Source organism: Limnohabitans sp. (assembly GCF_040400975.1).
Classification (GTDB): Bacteria; Pseudomonadota; Gammaproteobacteria; order Burkholderiales; family Burkholderiaceae_C; genus Limnohabitans_A.
Genome location: NZ_JBBAPF010000001.1, coordinates 256,272 through 278,027, shown reverse-complemented (window position 1 = coordinate 278,027; position 21,756 = coordinate 256,272). Strand labels below are relative to the sequence as shown.

General features: G+C 59.1%; 21 protein-coding genes. 8 read left to right on the top strand and 13 right to left on the bottom strand.

Going from position 1 to position 21,756, the window contains the following annotated elements; translation table 11 throughout:
- Nucleotides 1-13: 13 nt before the first annotated feature.
- The 7 genes from ABWQ00_RS01445 to ABWQ00_RS01415 form a co-directional block, all read right to left on the bottom strand.
- The gene (locus ABWQ00_RS01445; RefSeq protein WP_353236879.1) at nucleotides 14-976 is read right to left on the bottom strand and encodes a TerC family protein; all 963 of its coding nucleotides are present in this window, start codon (nucleotides 974-976) and stop codon (nucleotides 14-16) included.
- 287 nt (nucleotides 977-1,263) lie between these two features.
- Nucleotides 1,264-2,433: an ABC transporter substrate-binding protein gene (locus tag ABWQ00_RS01440; protein ID WP_353236878.1), complete on the bottom strand. Its 1,170-nt coding sequence runs from the start codon at nucleotides 2,431-2,433 to the stop codon at nucleotides 1,264-1,266.
- Between the two features lie 48 nt (nucleotides 2,434-2,481).
- Complete coding sequence (locus ABWQ00_RS01435; protein ID WP_353236877.1) at nucleotides 2,482-4,338, bottom strand: AMP-dependent synthetase/ligase; 1,857 nt, start codon at nucleotides 4,336-4,338, stop codon at nucleotides 2,482-2,484.
- Nucleotides 4,339-4,341: 3 nt separating this feature from the next.
- Nucleotides 4,342-5,160: an ABC transporter ATP-binding protein gene (locus ABWQ00_RS01430; RefSeq protein WP_353236876.1), complete on the bottom strand. Its 819-nt coding sequence runs from the start codon at nucleotides 5,158-5,160 to the stop codon at nucleotides 4,342-4,344.
- Nucleotides 5,157-5,990, bottom strand: coding sequence for an ABC transporter ATP-binding protein (locus tag ABWQ00_RS01425; RefSeq protein ID WP_353236875.1), 834 nt, complete (start codon nucleotides 5,988-5,990; stop codon nucleotides 5,157-5,159). The genes ABWQ00_RS01430 and ABWQ00_RS01425 overlap by 4 nt, the downstream gene beginning before the upstream one ends.
- The gene (locus tag ABWQ00_RS01420) at nucleotides 5,987-7,063 is read right to left on the bottom strand and encodes a branched-chain amino acid ABC transporter permease (protein WP_353236874.1); all 1,077 of its coding nucleotides are present in this window, start codon (nucleotides 7,061-7,063) and stop codon (nucleotides 5,987-5,989) included. Before ABWQ00_RS01420 ends, ABWQ00_RS01425 begins: the two co-directional genes overlap by 4 nt.
- A gap of 9 nt (nucleotides 7,064-7,072) precedes the next feature.
- Complete coding sequence (locus tag ABWQ00_RS01415) at nucleotides 7,073-7,948, bottom strand: branched-chain amino acid ABC transporter permease (protein WP_353236873.1); 876 nt, start codon at nucleotides 7,946-7,948, stop codon at nucleotides 7,073-7,075.
- 177 nt (nucleotides 7,949-8,125) lie between these two features.
- Between ABWQ00_RS01415 and ABWQ00_RS01410 the strand changes: the two genes are divergently transcribed.
- Both ABWQ00_RS01410 and ABWQ00_RS01405 read left to right on the top strand, forming a co-directional pair.
- Nucleotides 8,126-9,517, top strand: coding sequence for an acyclic terpene utilization AtuA family protein (locus tag ABWQ00_RS01410; RefSeq protein WP_353236872.1), 1,392 nt, complete (start codon nucleotides 8,126-8,128; stop codon nucleotides 9,515-9,517).
- Nucleotides 9,514-9,894 (top strand): AtuA-related protein, encoded by a 381-nt coding sequence (locus tag ABWQ00_RS01405; RefSeq protein ID WP_353236871.1) that lies wholly within the window; start codon nucleotides 9,514-9,516, stop codon nucleotides 9,892-9,894. Before ABWQ00_RS01410 ends, ABWQ00_RS01405 begins: the two co-directional genes overlap by 4 nt.
- A 24-nt stretch (nucleotides 9,895-9,918) precedes the next feature.
- Here ABWQ00_RS01405 and ABWQ00_RS01400 read toward each other — a convergent pair whose 3' ends face one another.
- The 4 genes from ABWQ00_RS01400 to ABWQ00_RS01385 all read right to left on the bottom strand — a co-directional run bounded on the left by ABWQ00_RS01400 (nucleotide 9,919) and on the right by ABWQ00_RS01385 (nucleotide 13,265).
- Nucleotides 9,919-10,812 (bottom strand): amidohydrolase family protein, encoded by an 894-nt coding sequence (locus ABWQ00_RS01400; RefSeq protein ID WP_353236870.1) that lies wholly within the window; start codon nucleotides 10,810-10,812, stop codon nucleotides 9,919-9,921.
- Nucleotides 10,809-11,141, bottom strand: a complete 333-nt coding sequence (locus tag ABWQ00_RS01395; RefSeq protein ID WP_353236869.1) for a hypothetical protein — start codon at nucleotides 11,139-11,141, stop codon at nucleotides 10,809-10,811. The genes ABWQ00_RS01400 and ABWQ00_RS01395 overlap by 4 nt, the downstream gene beginning before the upstream one ends.
- A 300-nt stretch (nucleotides 11,142-11,441) precedes the next feature.
- Nucleotides 11,442-12,431, bottom strand: coding sequence for a Bug family tripartite tricarboxylate transporter substrate binding protein (locus ABWQ00_RS01390; RefSeq protein ID WP_353236868.1), 990 nt, complete (start codon nucleotides 12,429-12,431; stop codon nucleotides 11,442-11,444).
- Nucleotides 12,432-12,470: 39 nt separating this feature from the next.
- Nucleotides 12,471-13,265: an SDR family NAD(P)-dependent oxidoreductase gene (locus ABWQ00_RS01385; protein WP_353236867.1), complete on the bottom strand. Its 795-nt coding sequence runs from the start codon at nucleotides 13,263-13,265 to the stop codon at nucleotides 12,471-12,473.
- A 109-nt stretch (nucleotides 13,266-13,374) separates the two neighbouring features.
- Here ABWQ00_RS01385 and ABWQ00_RS01380 point away from each other — a divergent pair, with 109 nt between their 5' ends.
- Complete coding sequence (locus ABWQ00_RS01380; RefSeq protein WP_353236866.1) at nucleotides 13,375-14,265, top strand: LysR family transcriptional regulator; 891 nt, start codon at nucleotides 13,375-13,377, stop codon at nucleotides 14,263-14,265.
- Nucleotides 14,266-14,294: 29 nt separating this feature from the next.
- Here the strand turns inward: ABWQ00_RS01380 and pcaF are convergent, their stop codons facing one another.
- Nucleotides 14,295-15,497, bottom strand: coding sequence for a 3-oxoadipyl-CoA thiolase (gene pcaF, locus ABWQ00_RS01375; protein ID WP_353236865.1), 1,203 nt, complete (start codon nucleotides 15,495-15,497; stop codon nucleotides 14,295-14,297).
- Nucleotides 15,498-15,980: 483 nt separating this feature from the next.
- Between pcaF and ABWQ00_RS01370 the strand changes: the two genes are divergently transcribed.
- Complete coding sequence (locus ABWQ00_RS01370) at nucleotides 15,981-16,415, top strand: DUF1841 family protein (RefSeq protein ID WP_353236980.1); 435 nt, start codon at nucleotides 15,981-15,983, stop codon at nucleotides 16,413-16,415.
- Nucleotides 16,416-16,495: 80 nt separating this feature from the next.
- Here ABWQ00_RS01370 and ABWQ00_RS01365 read toward each other — a convergent pair whose 3' ends face one another.
- Nucleotides 16,496-17,155 (bottom strand): c-type cytochrome, encoded by a 660-nt coding sequence (locus tag ABWQ00_RS01365; RefSeq protein ID WP_353236864.1) that lies wholly within the window; start codon nucleotides 17,153-17,155, stop codon nucleotides 16,496-16,498.
- Nucleotides 17,156-17,260: 105 nt separating this feature from the next.
- On the opposite strand from ABWQ00_RS01365, the gene ABWQ00_RS01360 reads away from it, so the two are divergent.
- The 4 genes from ABWQ00_RS01360 to ABWQ00_RS01345 all read left to right on the top strand — a co-directional run bounded on the left by ABWQ00_RS01360 (nucleotide 17,261) and on the right by ABWQ00_RS01345 (nucleotide 21,741).
- A complete protein-coding gene (locus tag ABWQ00_RS01360; RefSeq protein WP_090141562.1) occupies nucleotides 17,261-18,103 on the top strand; it encodes an AAA family ATPase in 843 nt (280 codons plus the stop codon).
- Nucleotides 18,104-18,107: 4 nt separating this feature from the next.
- Nucleotides 18,108-18,737, top strand: coding sequence for a GNAT family N-acetyltransferase (locus ABWQ00_RS01355; protein WP_353236863.1), 630 nt, complete (start codon nucleotides 18,108-18,110; stop codon nucleotides 18,735-18,737).
- Nucleotides 18,731-19,915, top strand: a complete 1,185-nt coding sequence (locus ABWQ00_RS01350) for a vWA domain-containing protein (RefSeq protein ID WP_353236862.1) — start codon at nucleotides 18,731-18,733, stop codon at nucleotides 19,913-19,915. Before ABWQ00_RS01355 ends, ABWQ00_RS01350 begins: the two co-directional genes overlap by 7 nt.
- Nucleotides 19,916-20,022: 107 nt before the next feature.
- The gene (locus ABWQ00_RS01345) at nucleotides 20,023-21,741 is read left to right on the top strand and encodes an autotransporter assembly complex protein TamA (RefSeq protein ID WP_353236861.1); all 1,719 of its coding nucleotides are present in this window, start codon (nucleotides 20,023-20,025) and stop codon (nucleotides 21,739-21,741) included.
- Nucleotides 21,742-21,756 lie beyond the last annotated feature (15 nt).

The window sequence follows — 21,756 nt, the reverse complement described above, 5'->3', positions numbered from 1 at the left end:
TGGCCCTAGGCCCTTATGGTTTGGACGACGATGAGGAAGAAGAACGCACGCTCAGCAGCATGGTGATCGTCAAAATCGTCACCACCACACCCAGCGAGATGCCCACCGGGATTTTGAAGACGTCGATCAGGCACATCTTGGTGCCAATGAAGACCAGAATGACCGCCAAACCGTAGTTCAGCAGGTGGAACTTGCTGGCCACAGCTGCCAGCAAGAAGTACATGGCGCGCAGACCCAAAATAGCGAACACGTTGCTGGTCAACACGATGAAGGGGTCGGTCGTGATGGCGAAGATGGCGGGGATGGAGTCGACCGCAAAGATCACGTCGGTCAGGGCAATCAAGCAAATCACCATGAACAAGGGTGTCGCGATTTTCTGACCGTTCTCGATGGTCCAAAATTTTTCACCATCGTAGTCTTTGCTGACGGGCAAAATTCTGCGCAACAACTTGAGCGCAGGGTTATCGTCCAGGGAGGGCTCTTGACCAGCTGCCCACCACATCTTTACGCCAGTGAGGATCAGGAAAGCACCAAAAACGTACAAGATCCAATGGAACTGCTGGAGCAACCAGCCACCCACCAAAATCATGATGGTGCGCAGCACGATGGCCCCGATAATGCCGATCATCAAAACGCGCTTTTGGAATTGCGCAGGTACTGCGAAGTAGGTGAAGATCATCAAAAAGACAAATACATTGTCGACGGCCAGTGATTTTTCGATCAAGTAGCCGGTCAGGAATTCCAGCGACTTGGTGTTGGCCAATTCGAGCGAACCCGTGGTGTCCTTGATGGCCCACCAAAACAGGCCGTTGAACAAAAAGCTCAAGGCGATCCAGATCAGCGACCAATTGAGCGCTTCTTTGACGCCGATGTCGTGTGCGCCTTGCTTTTTCAGCACCACAAAATCCACAAAGAGCGACGCCAACACGATGGCCGCAAACGTCACCCACAGCCACAAGGGCGCCACGGTTTCCATAAACACCTTTCAGTTTGTTGTGATGACCCACCCACATCACTGCCTCAGCTCACCCATTCTTGCGGGTCATGCAAGGGCTGAAGTCTAGGGCAGAAACTGAAATTAAATACTGAATAAAATTGATTTTAAATTCGAAAAAAAGGGAGTATTCAACTGCTTTTTTTAAATGGCTTACGAACAGCACGGAATGGGTTGAATGCTTGCGCGTCACTGTGTTCAAAAACCATAAAAAAACCGCCAAAACCCATTCGGGTTTTGGCGGTTTCGAATCCGCTGACGCAGGTTTTTTATTTTTTGTCTGAGAAGTAGCCGGATGTGACCTTCCAGCGGCCATCGGTGATTTGCGACATGCGCGAGGCATTGCTGCCCAAACGCTTGGTGGGGCTGAAGGTCATCTCGCCAGTGCCGAAAATATCGGGCGGGATCACCATGGTGTCCATGGCCTTGATGATGCCCTCGGTGGTCACGTTGTTGCCGGCTTTCTCCACCGCGCGCAGGAAAGCGTCAATGGCGTTATAGCCATAGACCGAGAACACGGTCGGGTCTTCGTTGAACTTGGTCTTGTACTTGTTGGCCCAAAAACGGATGGGCTGTGCAGCCTCGTCCAGGTAGGGGTGCTGGGTGGACATGGTGGCATAAAAGCCGTTCATGGCGGGGCCACCCAATTTGTGAATCAGATCGGTATAAGCCGCGCTGGAGCCGAGGAATGTGGGGCTGAAACCCAAGCGACGCGCTGTGGCGATGCCGCCAATGGTCTCGCGAATGATGGTGCCCATGACCACAAAGTCGCACTTGGACGAGGCCAGCTTTTGCATTTGCGATGCAAAGTCGGTGGCGCCGCGTTTGTAAGTGGTGACTTCGGCAAACTGCATGCCGATGGACTTCAGACCCTCTTCGGCACCACGGAACACTTCCAGACCGAATTCATCGTCCTGGTGCATCGCGCAGATTTGCTTGGCGTTCTTTTCTTTGACCAAGATGGGCAAGCCCAGGCGCATTTGATCGTAATAGGTGGCGGCAAACGAGTACTTGAGCTTATGGAAAGGCTCGTACATTTCGCGCGCAGCCGTGACGGGGAAGAAGTTGATCACGTTCTTCTGGAACTGCACGGGCATGGCGGCCATGTTTTGCGCCGTGCCAATGTGGCCGATCATGGCAAAGATCTTGTCCTGGTTGACCAACTTTTGCGCGGCCAATACGGCGCGGCGCGGGTCATAAGCCGAGTCTTCCACCAGCAGCTTGAACTTGCGGCCATTGATACCGCCTTGCTCATTGGCTTCGTCCACGCGAAGCATCATGCCCAGGCGCACTTGCTTGCCAAAGCCCGCCAGCGGGCCGGACAAATCCTGAATCGAGCCGAGCGTGATTTCATTTTTTGTAACGCCCTGCGTCTGGGCCATGGCCGCGCCTGCGGTCAGGACCATCGCAGCGGCGACGAGGCTGAGTTTGATTTTCATATGGCAGGTCTCCTGTGGTGTAAAGGGTGATGAGGAAAGTGAGGGGAATCAGCGGTACATCGCCTCGATTTGGGGCGTGTATTTTTTCTCGACCAATTTGCGCTTGAGCTTCATGGTCGGGGTCAGTTCTTCGTCTTCGGCGCTCAGCTGGGTGTCGAGCAACCAGAATTTCTTGATCTGCTCGACGCGCGCGAATTTCTTATTGACCCGATCCACTTCGGTCTGGATCAGGTTTTGCACCTCGGCGCTGTGCGTGAGGCTGGCGTAGTTGGAGAAGGGCACATCATTGTCCTGTGCGTATTTCTCGACGTTCTCTTGGTCGATCATGACGATCACGGTCAGGTAAGGCCGTTTGTCGCCAATGACCACCGCGTCAGTGACATAGGGCGAGAATTTCAATTCGTTTTCCAACTCGCTGGGGGTGATGTTTTTGCCGCCTGCCGTGATGATGATGTCTTTCATCCGGTCCGTGATGCGGAAAAACCCTTCCTCGTCCACCACGCCCACGTCGCCCGTGTGCAGCCAGCCATCGGCATCGATGGTCTCGGCGGTTTTTTCAGGCAGGTTCAGGTAACCCATGAACACATTGGGGCCGCGCACCAAAATCTCGCCTGTCAACGGGTCCAAACGCATTTCGTTGTATTCGGCCGCTGGGCCGATCGAACCGGGCTTGATGCGGTCGGCGGGTACGCCCGTGGCTGCACCGCAGGTCTCGGTCATGCCCCAGACCTCCAGCATGGGCAAGCCCAGTGCCAAGTACCAGCGCACCAAATCGGGGGAAATGGGCGCAGCACCCGTGACCAAAAAGCGCGCGCGGTGGATGCCGATCATCTTGCGCACGTTGTTCAGCGCCAGCAAGCGGGCCACATGAAAACGCAGCTTGAGGCTGGCAGGAACCGGCTTTTGAGCCAAGACCAAATCGGCCACCTGCTGACCCACGCCAATGGCCCAGCCGTATGCAGCTTGCTGCAGCCCCCCGGCCTCTTTGAGGGCGATCATCACGCCCGAGTAAAACTTTTCCCACACGCGGGGCACAGCCGTGAACACGGTGGGTGCGATTTCGCGCACGTTTTCGGGCACGGTTTCGGGGTTCTCCACAAAGTTGAGTTTGGCACCGGTGTACATCGAGAAATACTCGCCCCCCATGCGCTCGGCAATGTGGCAAAGCGGCAAGAAGCACATGCACTCGTCGCGCTCATCTCGGGCAATCAAGGTGTTGTAGCCCCGCACTGTGAAAACCAGCCCGTGGTGGCTGTGCATGCCCCCCTTGGGTTTGCCGGTGGTGCCCGAGGTATAGACCAAAATGGCCAGCTCTTCGGGCTTGCAGGCAGCGCTGCGCTGCATGAGCATGTCGGGGTGTTGTTGGGCGTGCTCGCGGCCCAAGCTTTGCAGCTGTTTCAAGCTGATGACCATGGGATCCTGGAAGTCGCGCAGACCCTCCATGTCGAAAACCACGATCTTTTGCAGCAAGGGCAAGCTGTCACGCACGGCCAAGGCTTTGTCGAGCTGCTCGTCGTCTTCGACAAACAGCACGCGGGTACCCGAGTCTTCGCACAGGTAATGCACCTGCTCGGGCGCGTCGGTGGGGTAGATGCCGTTGGACACGCCTCCGGCACTGAGCACGGCCAGATCGCACAGCACCCATTCGATGTTGGTGTTGGACAAGATGGAGGCGGTGTGCCGCGCCTCAAAGCCAAGTGCCATCAGGCCATGGCCAATTTCGCGCACGGCTTGGGCGGTCTTGTCCCAAGTCCAACTGCGCCAGATGCCCAGTTCTTTTTGGCGCATCCAAATATTGGGGCCACGTGCGGCCACCGCATTCCAAAAAATGGCAGGGATGGTCTCTCCTGCCATGACGACATTTTTTTGTGGCGCAATGCCAGAGGTGTCCCAGAGTTGGCTCATGTTTTATCTCCAGGTTTTCTTCTTTTTCCAGCGGCGATCGGCACGCACGCCCTCTTCCTTCATGCCCAAGTAGAACTCCTTGATGTCCTCTTTTTCACGCAAACGGGCACAAGTGTCTTCCATCACGATGCGGCCGTTTTCCAGCACATAGCCATAGTCCGAGGCGTTGAGCGCCATGTTGGCGTTTTGCTCCACCAGCAAGATGGTGGTGCCGCGCTCGCGGTTGATGCGCACCACGATCTCGAAGATTTCTTTGGTCAGCTTTGGGGACAGGCCCAAGCTGGGCTCGTCCAGCAAGATCAGGTCGGGGTTGGCCATCAGGGCACGGCTGATCGCCAGCATCTGCTGCTGGCCACCCGAGAGCAAGCCCGCGTCTTGCACTGCCCGTTCGCGCAGGATGGGGAAATAGTTGTACACGGCTTCCATGTCGCGCGCCACGCCATCGCGGTCCTTGCGGGTGTAGGCGCCCATCAGCAGGTTGTCGCGAATCGACAGCAGCGGAAACACTTCGCGCCCTTCGGGCACATGCATCAGGCCGCTTTGCACAATAAAAGCAGGGTCTTGCGCGGTGATGCTCTGCCCCTTGAACTCGATCGAGCCCTTGCGCGGGTCGATGATGCCGCTGATGGTTTTCAAGATGGTGGTCTTGCCCGCGCCATTAGAGCCGAGCACGGTGGCGATCTCGCCGCGCCGCACCTGCAGGCTCACGCCACGAATCGCTTTGATCGGGCCGTAGGCACTCTCGACGTTGAGCAGCTTGAGCATGACATTCTCATCGGCTGCCTCAGGCGTTGTGCTCTGGGTCTGGGTGGCTGCGCTCATGCGGCACCTCCGGGCACATAGTTTTCGCGGCGCAAGGCAGACACGTCGTCCACCGAGCCCAGATAAGCCTCGATGACGCCGGGGTCGCTTTGCACCTGGCTGGGCGTGCCGGTGGCGAGTTCTTCACCCTGGCTCATGGCCAGCACGCGGTCAGACACTTTGGAGACCAAGCTCATGTCGTGCTCGACCATGAGCACGGTGATGCCCAGCTCATTTTTGATGTCCGAGATCCAGAACGCCATGTCGTCGGTTTCCTCGACGTTCAGACCCGAAGAAGGCTCGTCGAGCAGCAGCAGCTTGGGCTCGGTGCACAGGGCTCGGGCCAGTTCCACCACTTTGCGCACACCATAAGGCAGGCCCGCCACCATCGAATCGCGGTGGTGCTGCAAATCCAGGAAATCGATGACTTCCTCGACTTTTTCGCGTGCCTGGATTTCGGCGGCGCGGGTTTTGGCGCTGAAGAACATTTCACTCCACAAGCCCGTCTTGCGGTGCGTGTGGCGACCGATCAAAAGGTTTTGCAGTACGGTGGCGTGTTCGAACAGCTCGATATTCTGGAAAGTGCGGGCAATACCCAGACTTGCAATTTGGTGCGGCGGCTGATCGGTCAGGCGCAAGGTGCCCTGCGGCCCGGCATAGTCGATCACGCCCGTGGTGGGGGTGTAGATCCGGCTGATCAGGTTGAACACCGTGGTCTTGCCAGCCCCATTGGGGCCGATCAAGGTGAAGACTTCGCCGCGCTTGACGTCGAAGCTGACCTTGTTGACGGCCAGCACGCCACCAAAGCGCACGCTCAAGTCTTGGGCGGATAAAAGGATGTCTGCGTTCATTTCAGGCGGTCCGACTTCTGGAACGATTTTTGGCGCTTGAACAGGCCACGGCGGTAAAACGGGAACAGCTGGAACCAGGTGCGCACCTTGAGCCAGCGGCCATACAAGCCCATGGGTTCGAACAGCACAAAGGCGATCAAGACCATGCCGTAGACCGTGCCCTGCAAACCGGCGGCGCCGCCAATGGCGGCTGGTAAAAAGTCTTTGCCCAAAGAAATCAGCTGCGGCATGACGATCAAGAAGATGGCACCGAGGAACGCGCCGTGGATCGAGCCCAATCCGCCGATCACCACCATCAAGAGCAAGTCGATCGACTGGATGATGCTGAACTGCTCGGGCGAGAGAAACTGGATTTTGTGCGCGTACAAAGCACCGCCAATGCCCGCCAACGCCGCCGACAAGGCAAACGACAGCGTCTTGTATCGCGCCAGGTGGATGCCCATGCTTTGGGCAGAAATTTCAGAGTCTCGGATGGCCACAAAGGCTCGGCCCGTCGACGAGCGCAGCAGGTTCACGATGGCCAGCGTGGCCCCCACGGTGACCAGCAAGCACAGGAAATAAAACTCTTCAGTGCTGTCCAGCGTCCAGTCGCCCATTTTCGGGTAAGTGACCATCAGGCCCGCATTGCCGCCCGTGACGCTTTCCCAGCGGGCCATGCCTTCTTCGACAATGAAACCAAAGGCCAGCGTGGCCATGCCCAGGTAAATGCCTTTGACGCGCAGTGCAGGCAAACCCACGATGATGCCGACGATGGCCGAGAACACGCCCGCGCACACCAGCGCCAGCGGGAAAGGCACCCCGGCATTGACCATCACGGCCTGCGTGTAAGCCCCCACACCCAAAAACGCAGCGTGACCCAGCGAGAATAAGCCGGTAAAGCCCGCCAACAACATCAGGCCCAGGCCCACCACCGCATAGATCAGTACAAAGGTCAGCTGCGCCAGCCAATACTCGGCCACCACCCAAGGGGCGGCCACCAGAAACAAGCCCAGCAGGCTGTACCAAAACACATGGCCGCCGTGCTTGGCCAGCTTCACATCCTGGTTGTAGTCGGTTTTGAAGATGAAACGCATGCTGGGGCCTCAGACTTTCTTGCGCAATTGTTCGCCGAACAAGCCATTCGGCTTGAGCACCAGCATCAGCAACACCACGATATAGGGCGCGATGTCCTTGAAGCCCTCGGGCAGATAAAAACCCGAGAACGACTCGACGATGCCGATCACCAGACCGCCCACGATGGCACCGGGCAAACTGCCAAAACCACCCACCACCGCCGCCGGAAAGGCCTTCAGACCGATGAAACCCATGTTGGCGTGCACAAAGGTGATGGGGGCCAAGAGCAAACCCGCCACCGCGGCCACAGCAGCCGCCAAGCCCCAAACCAGACCGTTGATCTGCTTGACTGGGATGCCCATGTAATAGGCGGCCAATTGGTTTTGCGAGGCCGCCTGCATGGCAATGCCCAGCTTGCTGTACTTGAACATGGCAAACAAGCCCAGGCACAAAATGCCAGTGGCGCCGATCACCACCAATTGCTCTGACGCAATCACCAGACCACCTAAGCGCAAAACTTCGCCCGCATAGGGTACAGGCAGGGTGTGGGTGTCGGTGCCCACATCGGGAATCATGGTGATCAGGCCGCGCAGCACATAGCCCACGCCGATGGTGAGCATGACGATGGAGAAAGCTGGTTGCCCAAGGATGGGGCGGATGACCAAACGTTCGAGCAAGACCCCAAAAATGCCCATGGCCACAATGGCCGAGGGCACTGCAATCCAGAACGGGAAACCCAGCAGCGTCATGGCAGCCAGGCCCGAAAAGGCACCCACCATCATCAGGTCACCTTGGGCAAAGCTCACCGTTTCGGTGGCCTTGTAAATCAGCACGAAACCCAGGGCAATGAGTCCGTAAATACAGCCCTGGGCCACACCGCTGATCAGCAGTTGCAGCAATTGCACACCTGTCTCCTTTGGTTGAATGTCTTGCAACGCGCGTCAAAAGAGGGAGTCATGGAACCCACCGCATGAGGCCTCCAACTTTTACGAACGATCGTGCGATTATGGTTGTCTTAGAAGAGACTTTCCCTAGGGGTTGACCCCCATTACGGTCCATACACTTGGCTTCAATATCGCCCCATGACGCAATCCATTCGCATCGGTTCGGGCCTGGGCTTTTATGGCGACAACTGGGAACCCGTGGTGGCCAGCATCGAGCGCGGCCAAGTGCAATACATCGCCAGCGACCACCTGGCCGAACTCACATTGGCCATCTTGCAAAAAGATCGGCAACGCGACCCTGCTTTGGGCTATGCCCGCGATGTGGTGCCCATGCTGATGCGCCTGTGGCCTTTGATGCAGCCGCGCGGGATCCGATTCGTTTGCAACGCGGGCGGCCTCAACCCGATGGGCGCAGCGCGGGCGGTGCAAACGGCGCTAGCAGCCAAGGGCTGGCACCCGCGCATCGCGGTGGTCAGTGGCGACGATGTGCTGCCGCAACTGCAAACACCCGACACCCGCTTTGACCACCTGATGAACGGATCGGAGGTGACCAGCGTGCGCGAGCGGCTGGTCTTTGGCAACGCCTATTTGGGTGCACAACCCATCGTTGACGCCCTGGACCAAGGGGCCGACATCGTGATCACCGGGCGGGTGGCGGACGCGGCGCTGTTTCTGGGGCCACTGGTGCATGGCCTGGGCTGGAAACTGGCCGATGCGGCCACGCCCGAGGACTTCAACCGCTTGGCCCAGGGCCTGACGGTGGGGCATTTGCTCGAATGCTCGGGCCAAGGCAGCGGCGGCAATTTTGGCAGCCAAGGCCATTGGCAACAGATCCCTGACTTGGCACACATCGGTTACCCGATCGCCGAGGTCTTGGCAGACGGAACAGCCTTCATCACCAAAGCGCCCGGCACCGGGGGCTTGGTCAACTTTGACACCGTGCGCCAACAACTGCTGTACGAGGTGCACAACCCGCATGCGTATTTTTCGCCCGATGTGGTGCTTGACATGGGCCAGATCGAGTTGAACGAAGAAGGTGAACACCGTGTGCGTGTGACCGGTGCCCTGGGCCGCGCACCCACCGATCAGCTCAAGGTGGTGGCGGGCTTTCGCGATGGCTTCAAGGCCGAGGTCAGCTGGGGCTTTTCCTGGCCCGATGCTTGGGACAAGGTACAAGCCGCAGAGGCCATGATCCGCACACAATTGCAAGAGCGCCAAATGCCTTTTGACGAGCTGTTTGTCGAATACCCCGGCCTCAATTCGGCGCATGGCCCCCTGGCGCCTCTGCCGCCAGCGGCCGAACTGAATGAGCGGGCCGAGATTTGGGTGCGGATGGTGCTGCGCACACCCAGCAAATCGGCTGCAGATAGCTTTGGCCGATTGTTCCCCTGGATGGCGCTGAGTGGACCGGCTTTCACGTGCGGCTTTCAAGGCCTGAACAGCACGAGTGAATTGCTGGGCATCTGGCCCACCCTGATTCCACGCCAACGGGTGCCCGCCCAAATGGCGATCTTGGAGCCCAGCACATGAACACCACCCCTGTCGTCAAGATTCCACTGGCCCAGATTGCCCACGCCCGCAGCGGTGACAAGGCCGATTGGGTGGACTTTGGTCTGTTTGCCTGGAACGAGGCGGGTTACCGGATCCTTGAACGCGAAGTCACGGCTGCCAAAGTGCAGGCGCATTTCGCGCCCTGGCTCTCAGGCCAGGTCGATGCTTGGCCTCTGCCCAATATTTGGGCCCTGAAGTTCGTGCTGCACGGCGCACTGCAAGGCGGCGGGGCGCGCAACCTGCGCCTCGATAACCTGGGCAAAGCCATGGGCGCGGCGCTGCTGCGGCTGGACATTGAAATCAGTGCGCAAGAGCTGGCCCAAGCCCAAAAAACCACCCAGCGAATTGGTCAGTGAGCCCGCCTCCGCCAGCGAGGTGCATCAGGCAAAGCGGTACAAGTGCTGCGGATTGTCCACCAACAAGGCCTGTTGGCCTGCTGCATCGGGGACGATCATGGCGATCGCATTGACCAAGGCCGCGTCGTTCGGAATATGGGTGTGATTGGGGTGAGGCCAGTCGCTGCCCCAAACGCAGCGGTCACCGTGCGCACGCCACAACTGCTGCGCCAGCGCCACACCGTGGGTGTAGCGTTCATCCGGTGCAGCATGCGCATCGATGCGGTCTATGCCGCTGAGCTTGACCCAAAAATTAGGCGCATCCAGCAGGCGCATCAAGGCCTGAAAGTCCTCATGCTGCGCGCCCAAGCTTGCATCGACACGGCCCATGTGGTCAATCACCACAGGCACCTGGCTTTGCAACAGCCATGGTCCCAAATCATGGACCAAAGCCGACTCAAAATGAACCTGCAAATGGAGCCCATGGGCGGCCAAGCGGGGGGTCAGGGCCAAGACTTCGCGCACATCGGTTCCCGAGCCCAAATGACGCATGAAATTAAAGCGCACACCCCGCATACCGGCCAGGGCCAATCGGGCCAATTCGGCATCAGGCACATCGACAGGCACCAGCGCAACGCCCAGGTAACGGCCCTCACCGTGGGCGATCGCATCCTCCACCACGCTGTTGTCCATGCCATGCACCATGGATTGCACGATCACGCAGCGTTCAATGCCCAAAGTGCGGTGCAAGGCATACAAGGTGTCGCGCGGTGCCGGCACCGGGGTGATTTGGCGCAAAGGGTTGTAAGCAAAGCGCTCGGGGGGGCCGAACACATGGACATGCGCATCGCAGGCACCCGGTGGAGGCTGCCAGCCAGGTGTTTGTGGCTGCGCGTCGTAGGTCCTCACCGGCTGGGGCTGATCTTGTGAGGGGGTCATGTGGGGCCGTTCGGATGAATGAACAGGGTTCGGCGGGTGTTGCGAAACAGGGGTCGCACTCGGCTGCTCCACTGGGTGTGGCGCACGGCCAGCCACGGCTCGGACTCGGTCACTTGGGCACTCACCAGGTCATAACAGGCCACATGCAGGGGAAGCCCGGCAGGGCCATCTCGCCGCATCAAGCGGCGCGCCCTCAAGCAGCCAGGCACTTTGGACAAACCCGGCAAATGTTCTTGTTCGTACCAGGCGCGAAAATCATCTTCGCAACCATCAGCCACGTCGGTTTCGACCACGTAGTGAAAGGGGGCTTGAACCCTTGGCTGGGACACGCCAGGCCCCATGAGATCAGTCCCGGGCTCCAACGCTTCCCACATGGCACCCACAGGAGGGCTTGGACGCTGCTCAAGTGGACCTGACCAATAGTGCCGCCAAGCTTGCACATCGCCATGCCACGCGCGCCACGATTGCAGGTCTGGCAAAGCAGGCCTATGCCATGGGCCATCCTGATCGCAAAGCCAAATTGAACTCACATCACCTCCCTGTTGACCGACATCGACAGCCTTCGCCGGAGGCCAAGCCTGAAACATCTGAAAAACGCACAAATTCCGATCAAACCGTGGGTCGCCGACTCAAGAATCGAGGCGGATGTTGCGTGCCTTGATCAAGGCCGCCCACTTGCTCGTATCGGCCCTGAGCAAAGCAGCCATCTCCTCCGGTGTCGTGGCGCGTGGCTCCGCGCCAGACTGCAGCAAGCGATTGGCGACGGCGGGGTCGGCCAATGCCCGCCGCGTCGCCGCATTGAGCGCCTCGACGATCGGACGGGGAGTCTTTGAGGAGACAAAAAAGGCGTACCAATTGTTGGTGTCTACCGCTGGGAACCCCATCTCCTCAAAGGTTCTGACCTCGGGCAGTCCAGGGTGACGCACGCGCGAAGCCATGCCCAAAGCCTTGAGCCTGCCCGCCTTGATCTGACCCATCACTGCAGGCACATCGGCAAACACACCCGCCACCTGCCCGCCCAGCAAATTGGTCAATGCAGGCGCCATGCCGTTGAAGGGCACATGCAGCAAGTCCAACTTGGTGGCATCCTGCATTTGGAGCAAGGCTAAATGCGGAATGCTGCCCATGCCAGAAGACGCCATGGGAACCGGCACATTGGCGGCTCTGGCCCTTTGGACAAAATCGACGGCATCAGTGGCCGGGTTTTGCGCACTGGTGACCAGCACCTCCACGTTGTTGACAACCAAAGACACCGGCGTGAAATCGCGTACCATGTCATAGGGCAGTTTGTCGTAAAGCGCTGGATTGATGGCCGCGGCTCCCACGCTGGTGATCCACACAGTGCTGCCATCGGGTTCACCTTTGAGAGTCTCCATCGCACCGATCGCGCCGTTGGCACCCGGCTTGTTGTCGACCAGCACCGGACGCCCCAGTTCTCGCGACAAGGTTTCTGCCAATGTCCGCGCCACAAAATCCACCGGACCACCCGGGGCAAACGCCACGATCAAACGCACGGGTCGGTTGTTGATTTGCGCCCATGAGATGCCACCAAAACTGGTCGCCAATGCACCCGCACTGGTGCGCTGCAACCACTGTCGCCTGGAAATTTCTTGGCCCATGTGTGTCTCCTTTAGGTGTATGAATGGATGAGTGAGATATCAGCCGCAGCGCACGGTCATGCCACCGTCGACCACAATTTCAGTGCCGGTGATGAACCGCGCGTCTTCTGAGGCCAAGAACAGGGCAGCACTGGCACTGTCGCGCCCGTCACCCATGAAGCCCAAAGGGATCCTGGCCAGACGCTGTTTCAACAGCGCCTGCACATCACCACCCGAACGCTGGCCTGCCAGCCGAGACTCGACCATGGGGGTGTGCAACTGGCCCGGCACCACGGTGTTGACCCGGATGTGGTCTGCTGCGTGCTGTATGGCCATGACCTTGGACATCTGAATCACGCCGGCTTTGGCGGCTGCGTAGGCCACTTGGGCGCTGCCGGTCCAGCGTATGCCCGATGTCGAGGCCATGTTGACAATGGCGCCACCTCCGCGCGCTTTGAGCAAAGGCAAGGCATGCTTGCACGTCAAAAAAACACTTTTGAGGTTGAAGTTCATCTGAGCATCCCAGATGTCCTCGCTCATCTCCAAAGGGCCGCCAGGGGCTGACCCGCCCACATTGTTGATGAGGATATCGAGCCCTCCCAAACGCTCTGCGCAGGCGTGGACCATGCGGTTCACGCTGGCACTGTCCGTCACATCGCACTGAAACGGATGAATGGCGTGCGCATGCTCACCCGCCAAAGCCAGCGTCTGCGCCAAGCGCGAGGGATCGAAGTCAACCGCCCAGACCTGAGCGCCCTCTTGCGCCAAACGAACTGCCATGGCCCGCCCATTGCCCCAACCTGGCCCGACGCACCCAGCCCCTGTGACCAAGGCCACTTTGTTTGCAAATCTCATGCTCGAAAATCTCATTCCATAAGTCGCACAGTGTGCGGTGGTGACATGACCCTGTAAATGACAAAATGGCTATACCAGCTATAGAGTTATTAAATGGATGGATCAGGCCATGGACTTGCGACAACTTGAATCTTTTGCCATGGTGGTTGACAGCGGCAGTGTGAGTCGCGCAGCAACCGCTCTGCACTTGAGCCAGCCCAGCATCAGCCGTCAACTCAGTCTGCTCGAGGCGGACCTCGGGCAACGCCTGTTTGAGCGGCATGGGCGGGGGGTGCGTCCGACACCCGCCGGCCAAGCCCTGCTGGTGCATGCACGCAACTTGCTGGAAGGCGCGCGCCAAGCAAGACGCCAGTTGATGGACATGAACGAAGAACCCAATGGACGCGTGGTGGTGGGCTTACCGCACCGCGTAGCGACGGGCCTGTGTGTGCCCTTGGTCGAACGTTTTCGACAAACACTGCCGAACGCCATGATCAGCATCAGCGAAGGCCTGAGCCTGTCGCTGCGCGAAGACCTTTTGCAGGGCCGAATTGATTTGGCTTTGTTGTTTGACCCCGCCCCCACGCCCTTGATCGTCAGCGAACCGCTGATGCGTGAGAGGTTGATACTGGTGGCACCAGAAGGCACCCCCCTCAAATCCAGGATGTCCCTGGCAGAACTGGCACAGGTGTCCATGATTTTGCCCTCCGCCCCCAATCCGATCCGCAGCTTGGTGGATGCGGTCTTGCTGCCCCGCAGAATCGGCTTGCAAATCGTGGCCGAAGTGGGTGCTGTTCACAGCGCCATCGCTTTGGTGGAGCATGGGGTGGGCTGCTCCATCTTGCCGCAGAGCGCACTGTTGATGGCCCAGCAGGCGAAGCGTTTACCCACCGCCCTGATCGGGCCACCGGCCCTGTGGAATCGACTGGTGCTGGCCATGCCGGCCGCGCGTCCGCTTTCACGGTTGCAGCAAGCCACAGCAGCGCTACTGCGTCAGATGGACTTTCGCCAAACCTACTGACGAGCCACCAAGCACAACTTGTTCGGTGCTCAGACCCGCTCAATGATCAGTGCAATGCCCTGACCCACACCGATGCACATGGTGCACAGCGCATAGCGGCCCGCAGTTTGCTGCAGGCGATTGATGGCGGTGGTGGCCAAACGGGCACCGGATGCACCCAGCGGGTGACCCAGGGCAATCGCGCCACCCCAGGCGTTCACGCGGGCGTCGTCGTCTTTCAGGCCCAACATGCGCATCACGGCCAGGCCTTGTGCTGCAAAAGCTTCGTTCAACTCGATCACGTCCATGTGGTCAATGGTCAGACCAGTTTGCGCCAACACCTTGAGCGTGGCGGGCGCTGGGCCAATGCCCATCACGCGCGGGGCAACCCCTGCCGTGGCCATGCCCACGATTCGGGCCTTGGGCGTCAGGCCGTTTTTGGCGGCGGTGGCTTCGTCGGCCAGCAGCAAGGCACACGCACCGTCATTCACGCCAGAGGCATTGCCGGCGGTCACGGTGCCATCAGGGCTTACCACACCTTTGAGCTTGGCCAGCGCTTCCAGGCTGGTTTCGCGAGGGTGTTCGTCGGTGTCCACCAGGATGGCGTCGCCCTTCTTCTGGGGGATGCTCACGCCCACAATCTCACGTGCCAAATGCCCGGCCTTGATGGCGGCCACGGCGCGCAGTTGGCTGTTGTAGGCCATCAGGTCTTGCGCTTCGCGCTCGATCTTGTAATCGGTGGCCACGTTTTCTGCCGTCTCGGGCATGGAGTCCACACCGTACTGGGCTTTCATCAGTTTGTTGATGAAGCGCCAGCCAATGGTGGTGTCGTACACGGCGTTGGCGCGGCTGAAGGCGGTTTCGGCTTTGGGCATGACAAACGGGGCGCGGCTCATGCTTTCCACGCCGCCGGCAATCATCAAACCCGCTTCGCCCGCCTTGATGGCGCGGGCGGCCGTGCCAATGGCGTCCAGGCCCGAGCCGCACAAGCGGTTGATGGTGGCGCCGGGCACATCGATCGGCAAACCGGCGAGCAAGCTGGCCATGTGGGCCACGTTGCGGTTGTCTTCACCGGCTTGGTTAGCGCAACCGTACAGCACATCGGTCACGGCGGCCCAATCCACATTCGGGTTACGGGCCATCAGGGCACGCAGGGGCACCGCGCCCAGATCGTCGGTGCGCACGCTGCTCAAGGCACCGCCGTAACGGCCAAAGGGGGTACGGATCGCATCGCAAATGTAGGCTTGGTTCATGTGTCTGGTCTCTTCAGGGTGTAAAACGTGCATTATATTGCATGCACCGCGGGTGTTCTGTGACATTCTAGGGGGGCTTTGCGGGCTGGGGTGAGCTGTTGATGACTGCACACGGAAGAGGTGTCTCCCGTTTGGCCGCAAGGCGGGATGGCGGCGTTGGCCTGCATCAGAGGACCTTTGTACAAGGCAAAAATGTCAGTTTTTGTCCGCAAGGCGGGACGGCGGCGCTGGCCGGGCTCAGAGGCGCTTCGCTTTGCCACATCGCCCGACCAGCGCCGCCATCCCGCCTTGCTCGGGTGTTGGTGATTGTGCCCTGTCGCGTTTTAAACCCTCCGCGAAACGCCCACGTGAAAGGCCGGGGTGCGGGGCCGGGGCGATGTGGCAAAGCGAAGCGCCTCTGAGCCCTGGCCCCGCACCCCGGCCTCTCACTCCCAAAGCTCCAACAGACAACAGGCCAACAGTTAAGAGACAATCCACCCCATGCTGATTCAACCCTCACAAGCCGATGTCCGGCGCTTTTTTTGCGGCGTCTATGCCAAAGCTAAAACCGCCGAAACGCTTGAGCCCATGGAAATGCTCGTCAGCCAATGGATCGACGAACACCCCGAATACCATGCCGAACTCTCGGACGTCGATGCCGCACTGGCGAACATGCTCAACGACGACCCCAACCGAAGCAACCCGTTCTTGCACCTCTCGATGCACCTGTCCATCAGCGAGCAATGCAGCATCGACCAACCCCGGGGCATACGCCAAGCGGTAGAACTGTTGACGCACCGTCTCAACTCGCTGCACGACGCGCACCACCAGGCCATGGAATGCTTAGGGCGCATGATCTTTGAAAGCCAACGCTCGGGACGCATGCCCGACGGCGAGTCCTACATTGCCTGCGTGCAACGCAATGCAACCCAAGACTGAAACCCAGAGATCACGGTCAAAGCCAACAGGCAACAAAAAACCCGCCAAGGCGGGTTTTTTTGTTTGAGGTGAACCCTAGATCAGCGGAAACGCGACTGGGGAACGACTTTCATCTCGCCATCCAAAGAGGCGATGTAAGCGGACATGGCCTTCAACTCGGCGTTGGTGAACTGCTTGGCAATACCGCCCATGACACCGTTGTTGCGTCCCCAGGTGGACTGGTTTTCAACTTTGTAGGACTTGAGGGCCACAAACAAAAAGTCTTTGTGCTGGCCAGCCAGCTTGGGGTAGCTGGGGTCGATCGGCTTGTTGAAGTTGTCACCGTGGCAAGAAATACACGCGCCTTTTTGCAACAGGGCAGCAACTTTGGCATCGGGTGCCTTGGGGGCTGCGGTAACGGGCTTGGTGTTGCCATGCTGCTCGTAGTAAGCGCCCAAATCAGCCATGTCCTGCTCGGTCAGGGTGTCGGCGATGCCACGCATGGTGGGGTGCTTGCGCTCGCCCTTTTTGTAGGCGTTGAGTGAGGCCACGATGTATTTGGCGTTTTGACCCGAAATCATGGGCACGCGGTAGATCTCGGGGAAGCTGGCTTGGTAGCCTTTGATGCCGTGGCAACCAATGCACATGGCAATTTTTTGTTCGCCAGCTTTGGCGTCGCCCTTGATCTCTTGGGCATGGGCGGAAAAGGCGGTCACAGAAGCGACAGCCAAGGCAAACATCGAGGTCAACAGCTTGTTCATTTTGCTCACACAATCAAATGATTGATAAAAATCAACTGCGGATTATATCGGGCTGGCCCTCATAATCCTGACAAACCCTTTGCCCTTTTCCGAGAACTTGTTCACATGAAATTCCAAGGTACCGAAAACTACGTCGCCACGCCGGACTTGATGCTGGCCGTGAACGCCGCCATGACCCTCAAGCGCCCTTTGCTCGTCAAAGGTGAGCCCGGCACCGGCAAAACCATGTTGGCCGAAGAAGTCGCTGAGGCCTTGGGTCTGCCCCTGCTGCAGTGGCACATCAAGTCCACCACCAAAGCGCAGCAAGGCCTGTACGAATACGATGCCGTGAGCCGTCTGCGCGACAGCCAGCTGGGCGATGAAAAGGTCAAGGACATCGAAAACTACATCATCAAGGGCGTGCTCTGGCAGGCTTTCACGTCCGAGACGCCTGTGGCCATCCTGATTGACGAGATCGACAAGGCCGACATTGAATTTCCGAACGACCTGCTGCGCGAGATCGACCGCATGGAGTTCTATTGCTACGAGACGCGCCAGCTGATCAAGGCCAAGACCCGCCCGCTGGTGTTCATCACGTCCAACAACGAAAAAGAATTGCCCGACGCCTTTTTGCGTCGCTGCTTCTTTCACTACATCAAGTTCCCCGAAGCGGACACCATGCGCCAAATCGTGGATGTGCACTTCCCCACGCTCAAAAAAGACCTGCTGGCCCTGGCCCTCAAAACTTTTTACGACGTGCGCGGCCTGCCGGGCCTGAAGAAAAAGCCCTCGACCAGCGAACTGCTCGATTGGCTCAAGCTGCTGGTGGCCGAAGACATCCCGCTTGAAGCCCTGCAAAGCGCAGATCAAAAGGTCTCGGTGCCGCCGCTGGTGGGAGCCTTGCTCAAAAACGAGCAGGATGTGACCTTGTTTGAAAAACTGGTCTTCATGAACCAGCGCAACCGCTGAGCCCATGCCCGCTTTCGCTGCACCCACCACGCTGAGCGGAACACATGTCCGGCTGGAGCCTCTGCACGCCAGCCATGCGGCCGATTTGCAAGAAGCGGTGCGCGATGGTGAGCTTTGGCAGCTGTGGTACACCGCCATCCCCTCGCCTGAAGGCATGGCCGCAGAAATCGAGCGTCGCCTGGCCATGCAAGCCCAAGGCAGCATGTGCCCGTTTGCCGTGATCGACCCAGCCAGCGGCTGCGCTGTGGGCATGACCACCTACATGAACATCGACGCGGCCCACCGCCGGGTTGAAATCGGCTCGACCTGGTACCGCCGCAGCGTGCAACGCACCCCGCTCAACACCGAAGCCAAGCGCTTGCTGCTGACCCACGCTTTTGAGCACCTGAACTGCATCGCGGTGGAGTTCCGCACGCATTTCTTCAACCATCAAAGCCGTCGCGCCATCGAACGCCTGGGCGCCAAGCTCGATGGCGTGCTGCGCAGCCACCAGATCAACACCCACGCTTTGAGCGCTGGCGCACTGCGCGACACCTGCGTGTACAGCATCATTGCCAGCGAATGGCCCAATGTGCGTGCGCACCTGGACTTTCAATTGAGCCGCTCAGACCCAAAGGACACCCGGTCATGCTGATCGATTTTTTCTACACCCTGCGTGCTGCCAAGCTGCCTGTCTCGGTGCGCGAGTATCTGACGCTGCTCGAAGCCTTGCAGGCCAATGTGGTCGGCCCGGCGTCTGACGCCTGCAGCATCGACGATTTTTACCACCTGGCTCGCACGGTGATGGTCAAGGACGAAAAGCATTTCGACAAGTTCGACAAAGCTTTCGGCGCTTATTTCAAGGGCGTAGAAATGCTGACCGACTTCACCAAAGAAGTGCCGCTGGATTGGCTCGAAAAAATCCTGCAAAAGGAACTCACGCCCGAGCAAAAAGCCGCCATCGAGAAGATGGGCTGGGACGAGTTGATGGACACGCTCAAAAAACGCCTGGAAGAACAAAAAGAACGCCACGAAGGCGGCAACAAGTGGATCGGCACGGGCGGCACATCGCCCTTTGGCAACGGCGGCTACAACCCGCAAGGCATCCGCATTGGCGGCAAGGGCGGAAACAAGAGCGCCGTCAAGGTCTGGGACCAGCGGGCCTACAAAGACTACGACGACAGCCAGGAGCTGGGCACACGCAACATCAAAGTGGCCCTGCGCCGCCTGCGCCGCTTTGCGCGCGAGGGTTCGCAAGAAGAACTGGACCTGGACGGCACCATCCGCAAAACCGCAGCCAATGCGGGATACCTGGACATTCTGATGCGTCCGGAGCGCCACAACAATGTGAAAGTGCTGCTGCTCATGGACGTGGGCGGCACCATGGACGAGCACATCGCGCGGGTTGAAGAAATGTTTTCGGCCGTCAAGGCCGAGTTCAAACACCTGGATTTTTATTACTTCCACAACTGCGTCTATGACTTCATGTGGAAGAACAACAAGCGCCGCTACGCCGAGAAATTTCCGACCTGGGACATCCTGCGCAAGTACAACAAGGACTACAAGCTGATCTTCATTGGCGATGCCACCATGAGCCCCTATGAGATTTTGCAAAAGGGCGGCAGCGTTGAATACAACAACGAGGAAGCCGGGGCCGAGTGGCTACAACGCCTGACGCACACCTTTCCGAAGTACGCCTGGATCAACCCCGAGCCGCAGGGCGTGTGGCAATACCGCCAGAGCATTTCCATCATCCAGCAGCTCATGAGCCAGCGCATGTTCCCCTTGACCTTGAAAGGCTTGGAAGATGCGATGCGTTTGCTGAGCAAATGACATGGTTTCAGCGCGGTCAATGTTGTTCAGCGCTATTGCTGTGTCTGTGCGGGTTTGCAAGCGTTTGGAGCATCGCTGCGCACGCTGAAAGCGTGCCGACACAGGTCTTGAAATCGGCCGCATCCTCACTGGCTTTTTCGTGGGTGGTGAAAAGCGAAGACGAAGAGGTACGCGACTTCCTGTTGCAGCACATGGAACTTCGGCGATACCAAGCCCTGAGCGATTTGGACGAAACCGAGTTGACTCGCTTGTTGGAAGACGCCGATGAACAAGCGCGCGAGTTACTGGCCACTCAAGGATTTTTCAACCCCCAACTGAGTTGGCAAAAAAACCCCGCACAAGGCCCCAGCCCACTGGGGCAGGTCACACTGGCCGTGGACACCGGACCACCCGCGCGCATCACCCAAGTGCAGTGGCAATGGTTGGGTGAGCTGACACAAGCACCCACCGGCCCACGGCAGCAAACGAGCATCCAAAAGCAATGGGGCTTGCCACCCGGCGCCCCCTTCACCCAAGCCGCTTGGAGCCAGGCCAAAAACAATGCCCTGCGGCAACTCGTCTCAGAACATTACCCCTGGGGCCGCGTGGCCGAGAGCGAGGCCCGGGTGGACGCCGAGACCAACGGGGTGGTGCTGCGCTTGACGCTGGACTCGGGTCCTGCTGTTCGCTTGGGCGACTTGAACATCACAGGCGCTACCAAATACGGCGCCTTGCAAGTGGCGCGACTGGCCCGTTTGCCCCCCGATCAGCCCTACCGGCAAAGCGATTTGCTGGAAGCCCAACAGCGTTTGGTCCTGAGCGGGTTTTACGACTCGGTTTTTGTCAGCCTTGAGCCTGAAGGCAATTTGGCACGGCCGCCGGTCAACATCGAACTCAAAGAGACCCTGCGCCAAAGATGGCTCTTGGGTGTCGGCGTACGCAGTGACAGCGGCCCTCGCCTGAGCGCAGAACACACACACCACAGCGTCCCGGGTTTGAATTGGCGGGCCGTCAGCCGTCTGGCGATTGACAGAGACCTGCAAACCATGGGGCTCGATCTGCTGGCCCCACCCGACAGCAGCTTGTGGCGTTGGAACACCTCGGCTCAGTTCAATCGCCAACTGCGCGACAACGATGTGATCAGCAGCCAACGTTGGCGTGCAGGCCGACTGCAAACCGGCCCACGGATCGACCGCTCCTACTTTGCGCAATACGACATGGCTTCACAGCAAAGCAATGCCTTGGGCAACCTGGAATCGGTCAGTGGCAACTTCGCTTGGACTTGGCGCAACTTTGACAGTCTGCCCTTTCCAAGCCGTGGATGGGGCTTGGGACTGGAGCTGGGCTCTGGCGTCAGCCTGGGCGCCGTCAGCCAGCCCTATGTGCGCTGGCTGGCCAAGGGCCTGAGTTTTTGGCCCCTGGGTTCCAACAGCGGTCGCTTGGCGGTGCGGGCCTCTATGGGCAGTGTGGTCAGCCAAGACACCCGGTACTTGCCGACCACCCAACTGTTCCTCACCGGTGGTGACAACACGGTGAGGGGTTACGCTTTGAACAGCATTGGGGTGGATCTTGGCCAAGGGCTCATCGGCGCTGGCCGGTACCTGAGCACAGGCAGTGTGGAGTGGCAACGCCCCTTGCGCTGGAATGGGCAAATGACCGATTGGGAAACCGCTGTCTTTGCCGATGCTGGCGCGGTCGCCAACGAATTGCACTTGCTTCGCACCCAAACGAGTTATGGCATCGGGGCACGTTGGCGCAGTCCAGTTGGCCCGGTGCGCATGGACTTGGCACACGCCCAAGCTTTGCAAAAATGGCGTTTGCATTTGAGTGTGGGCTTCACGTTTTGAACCCGTCGCCAGCTT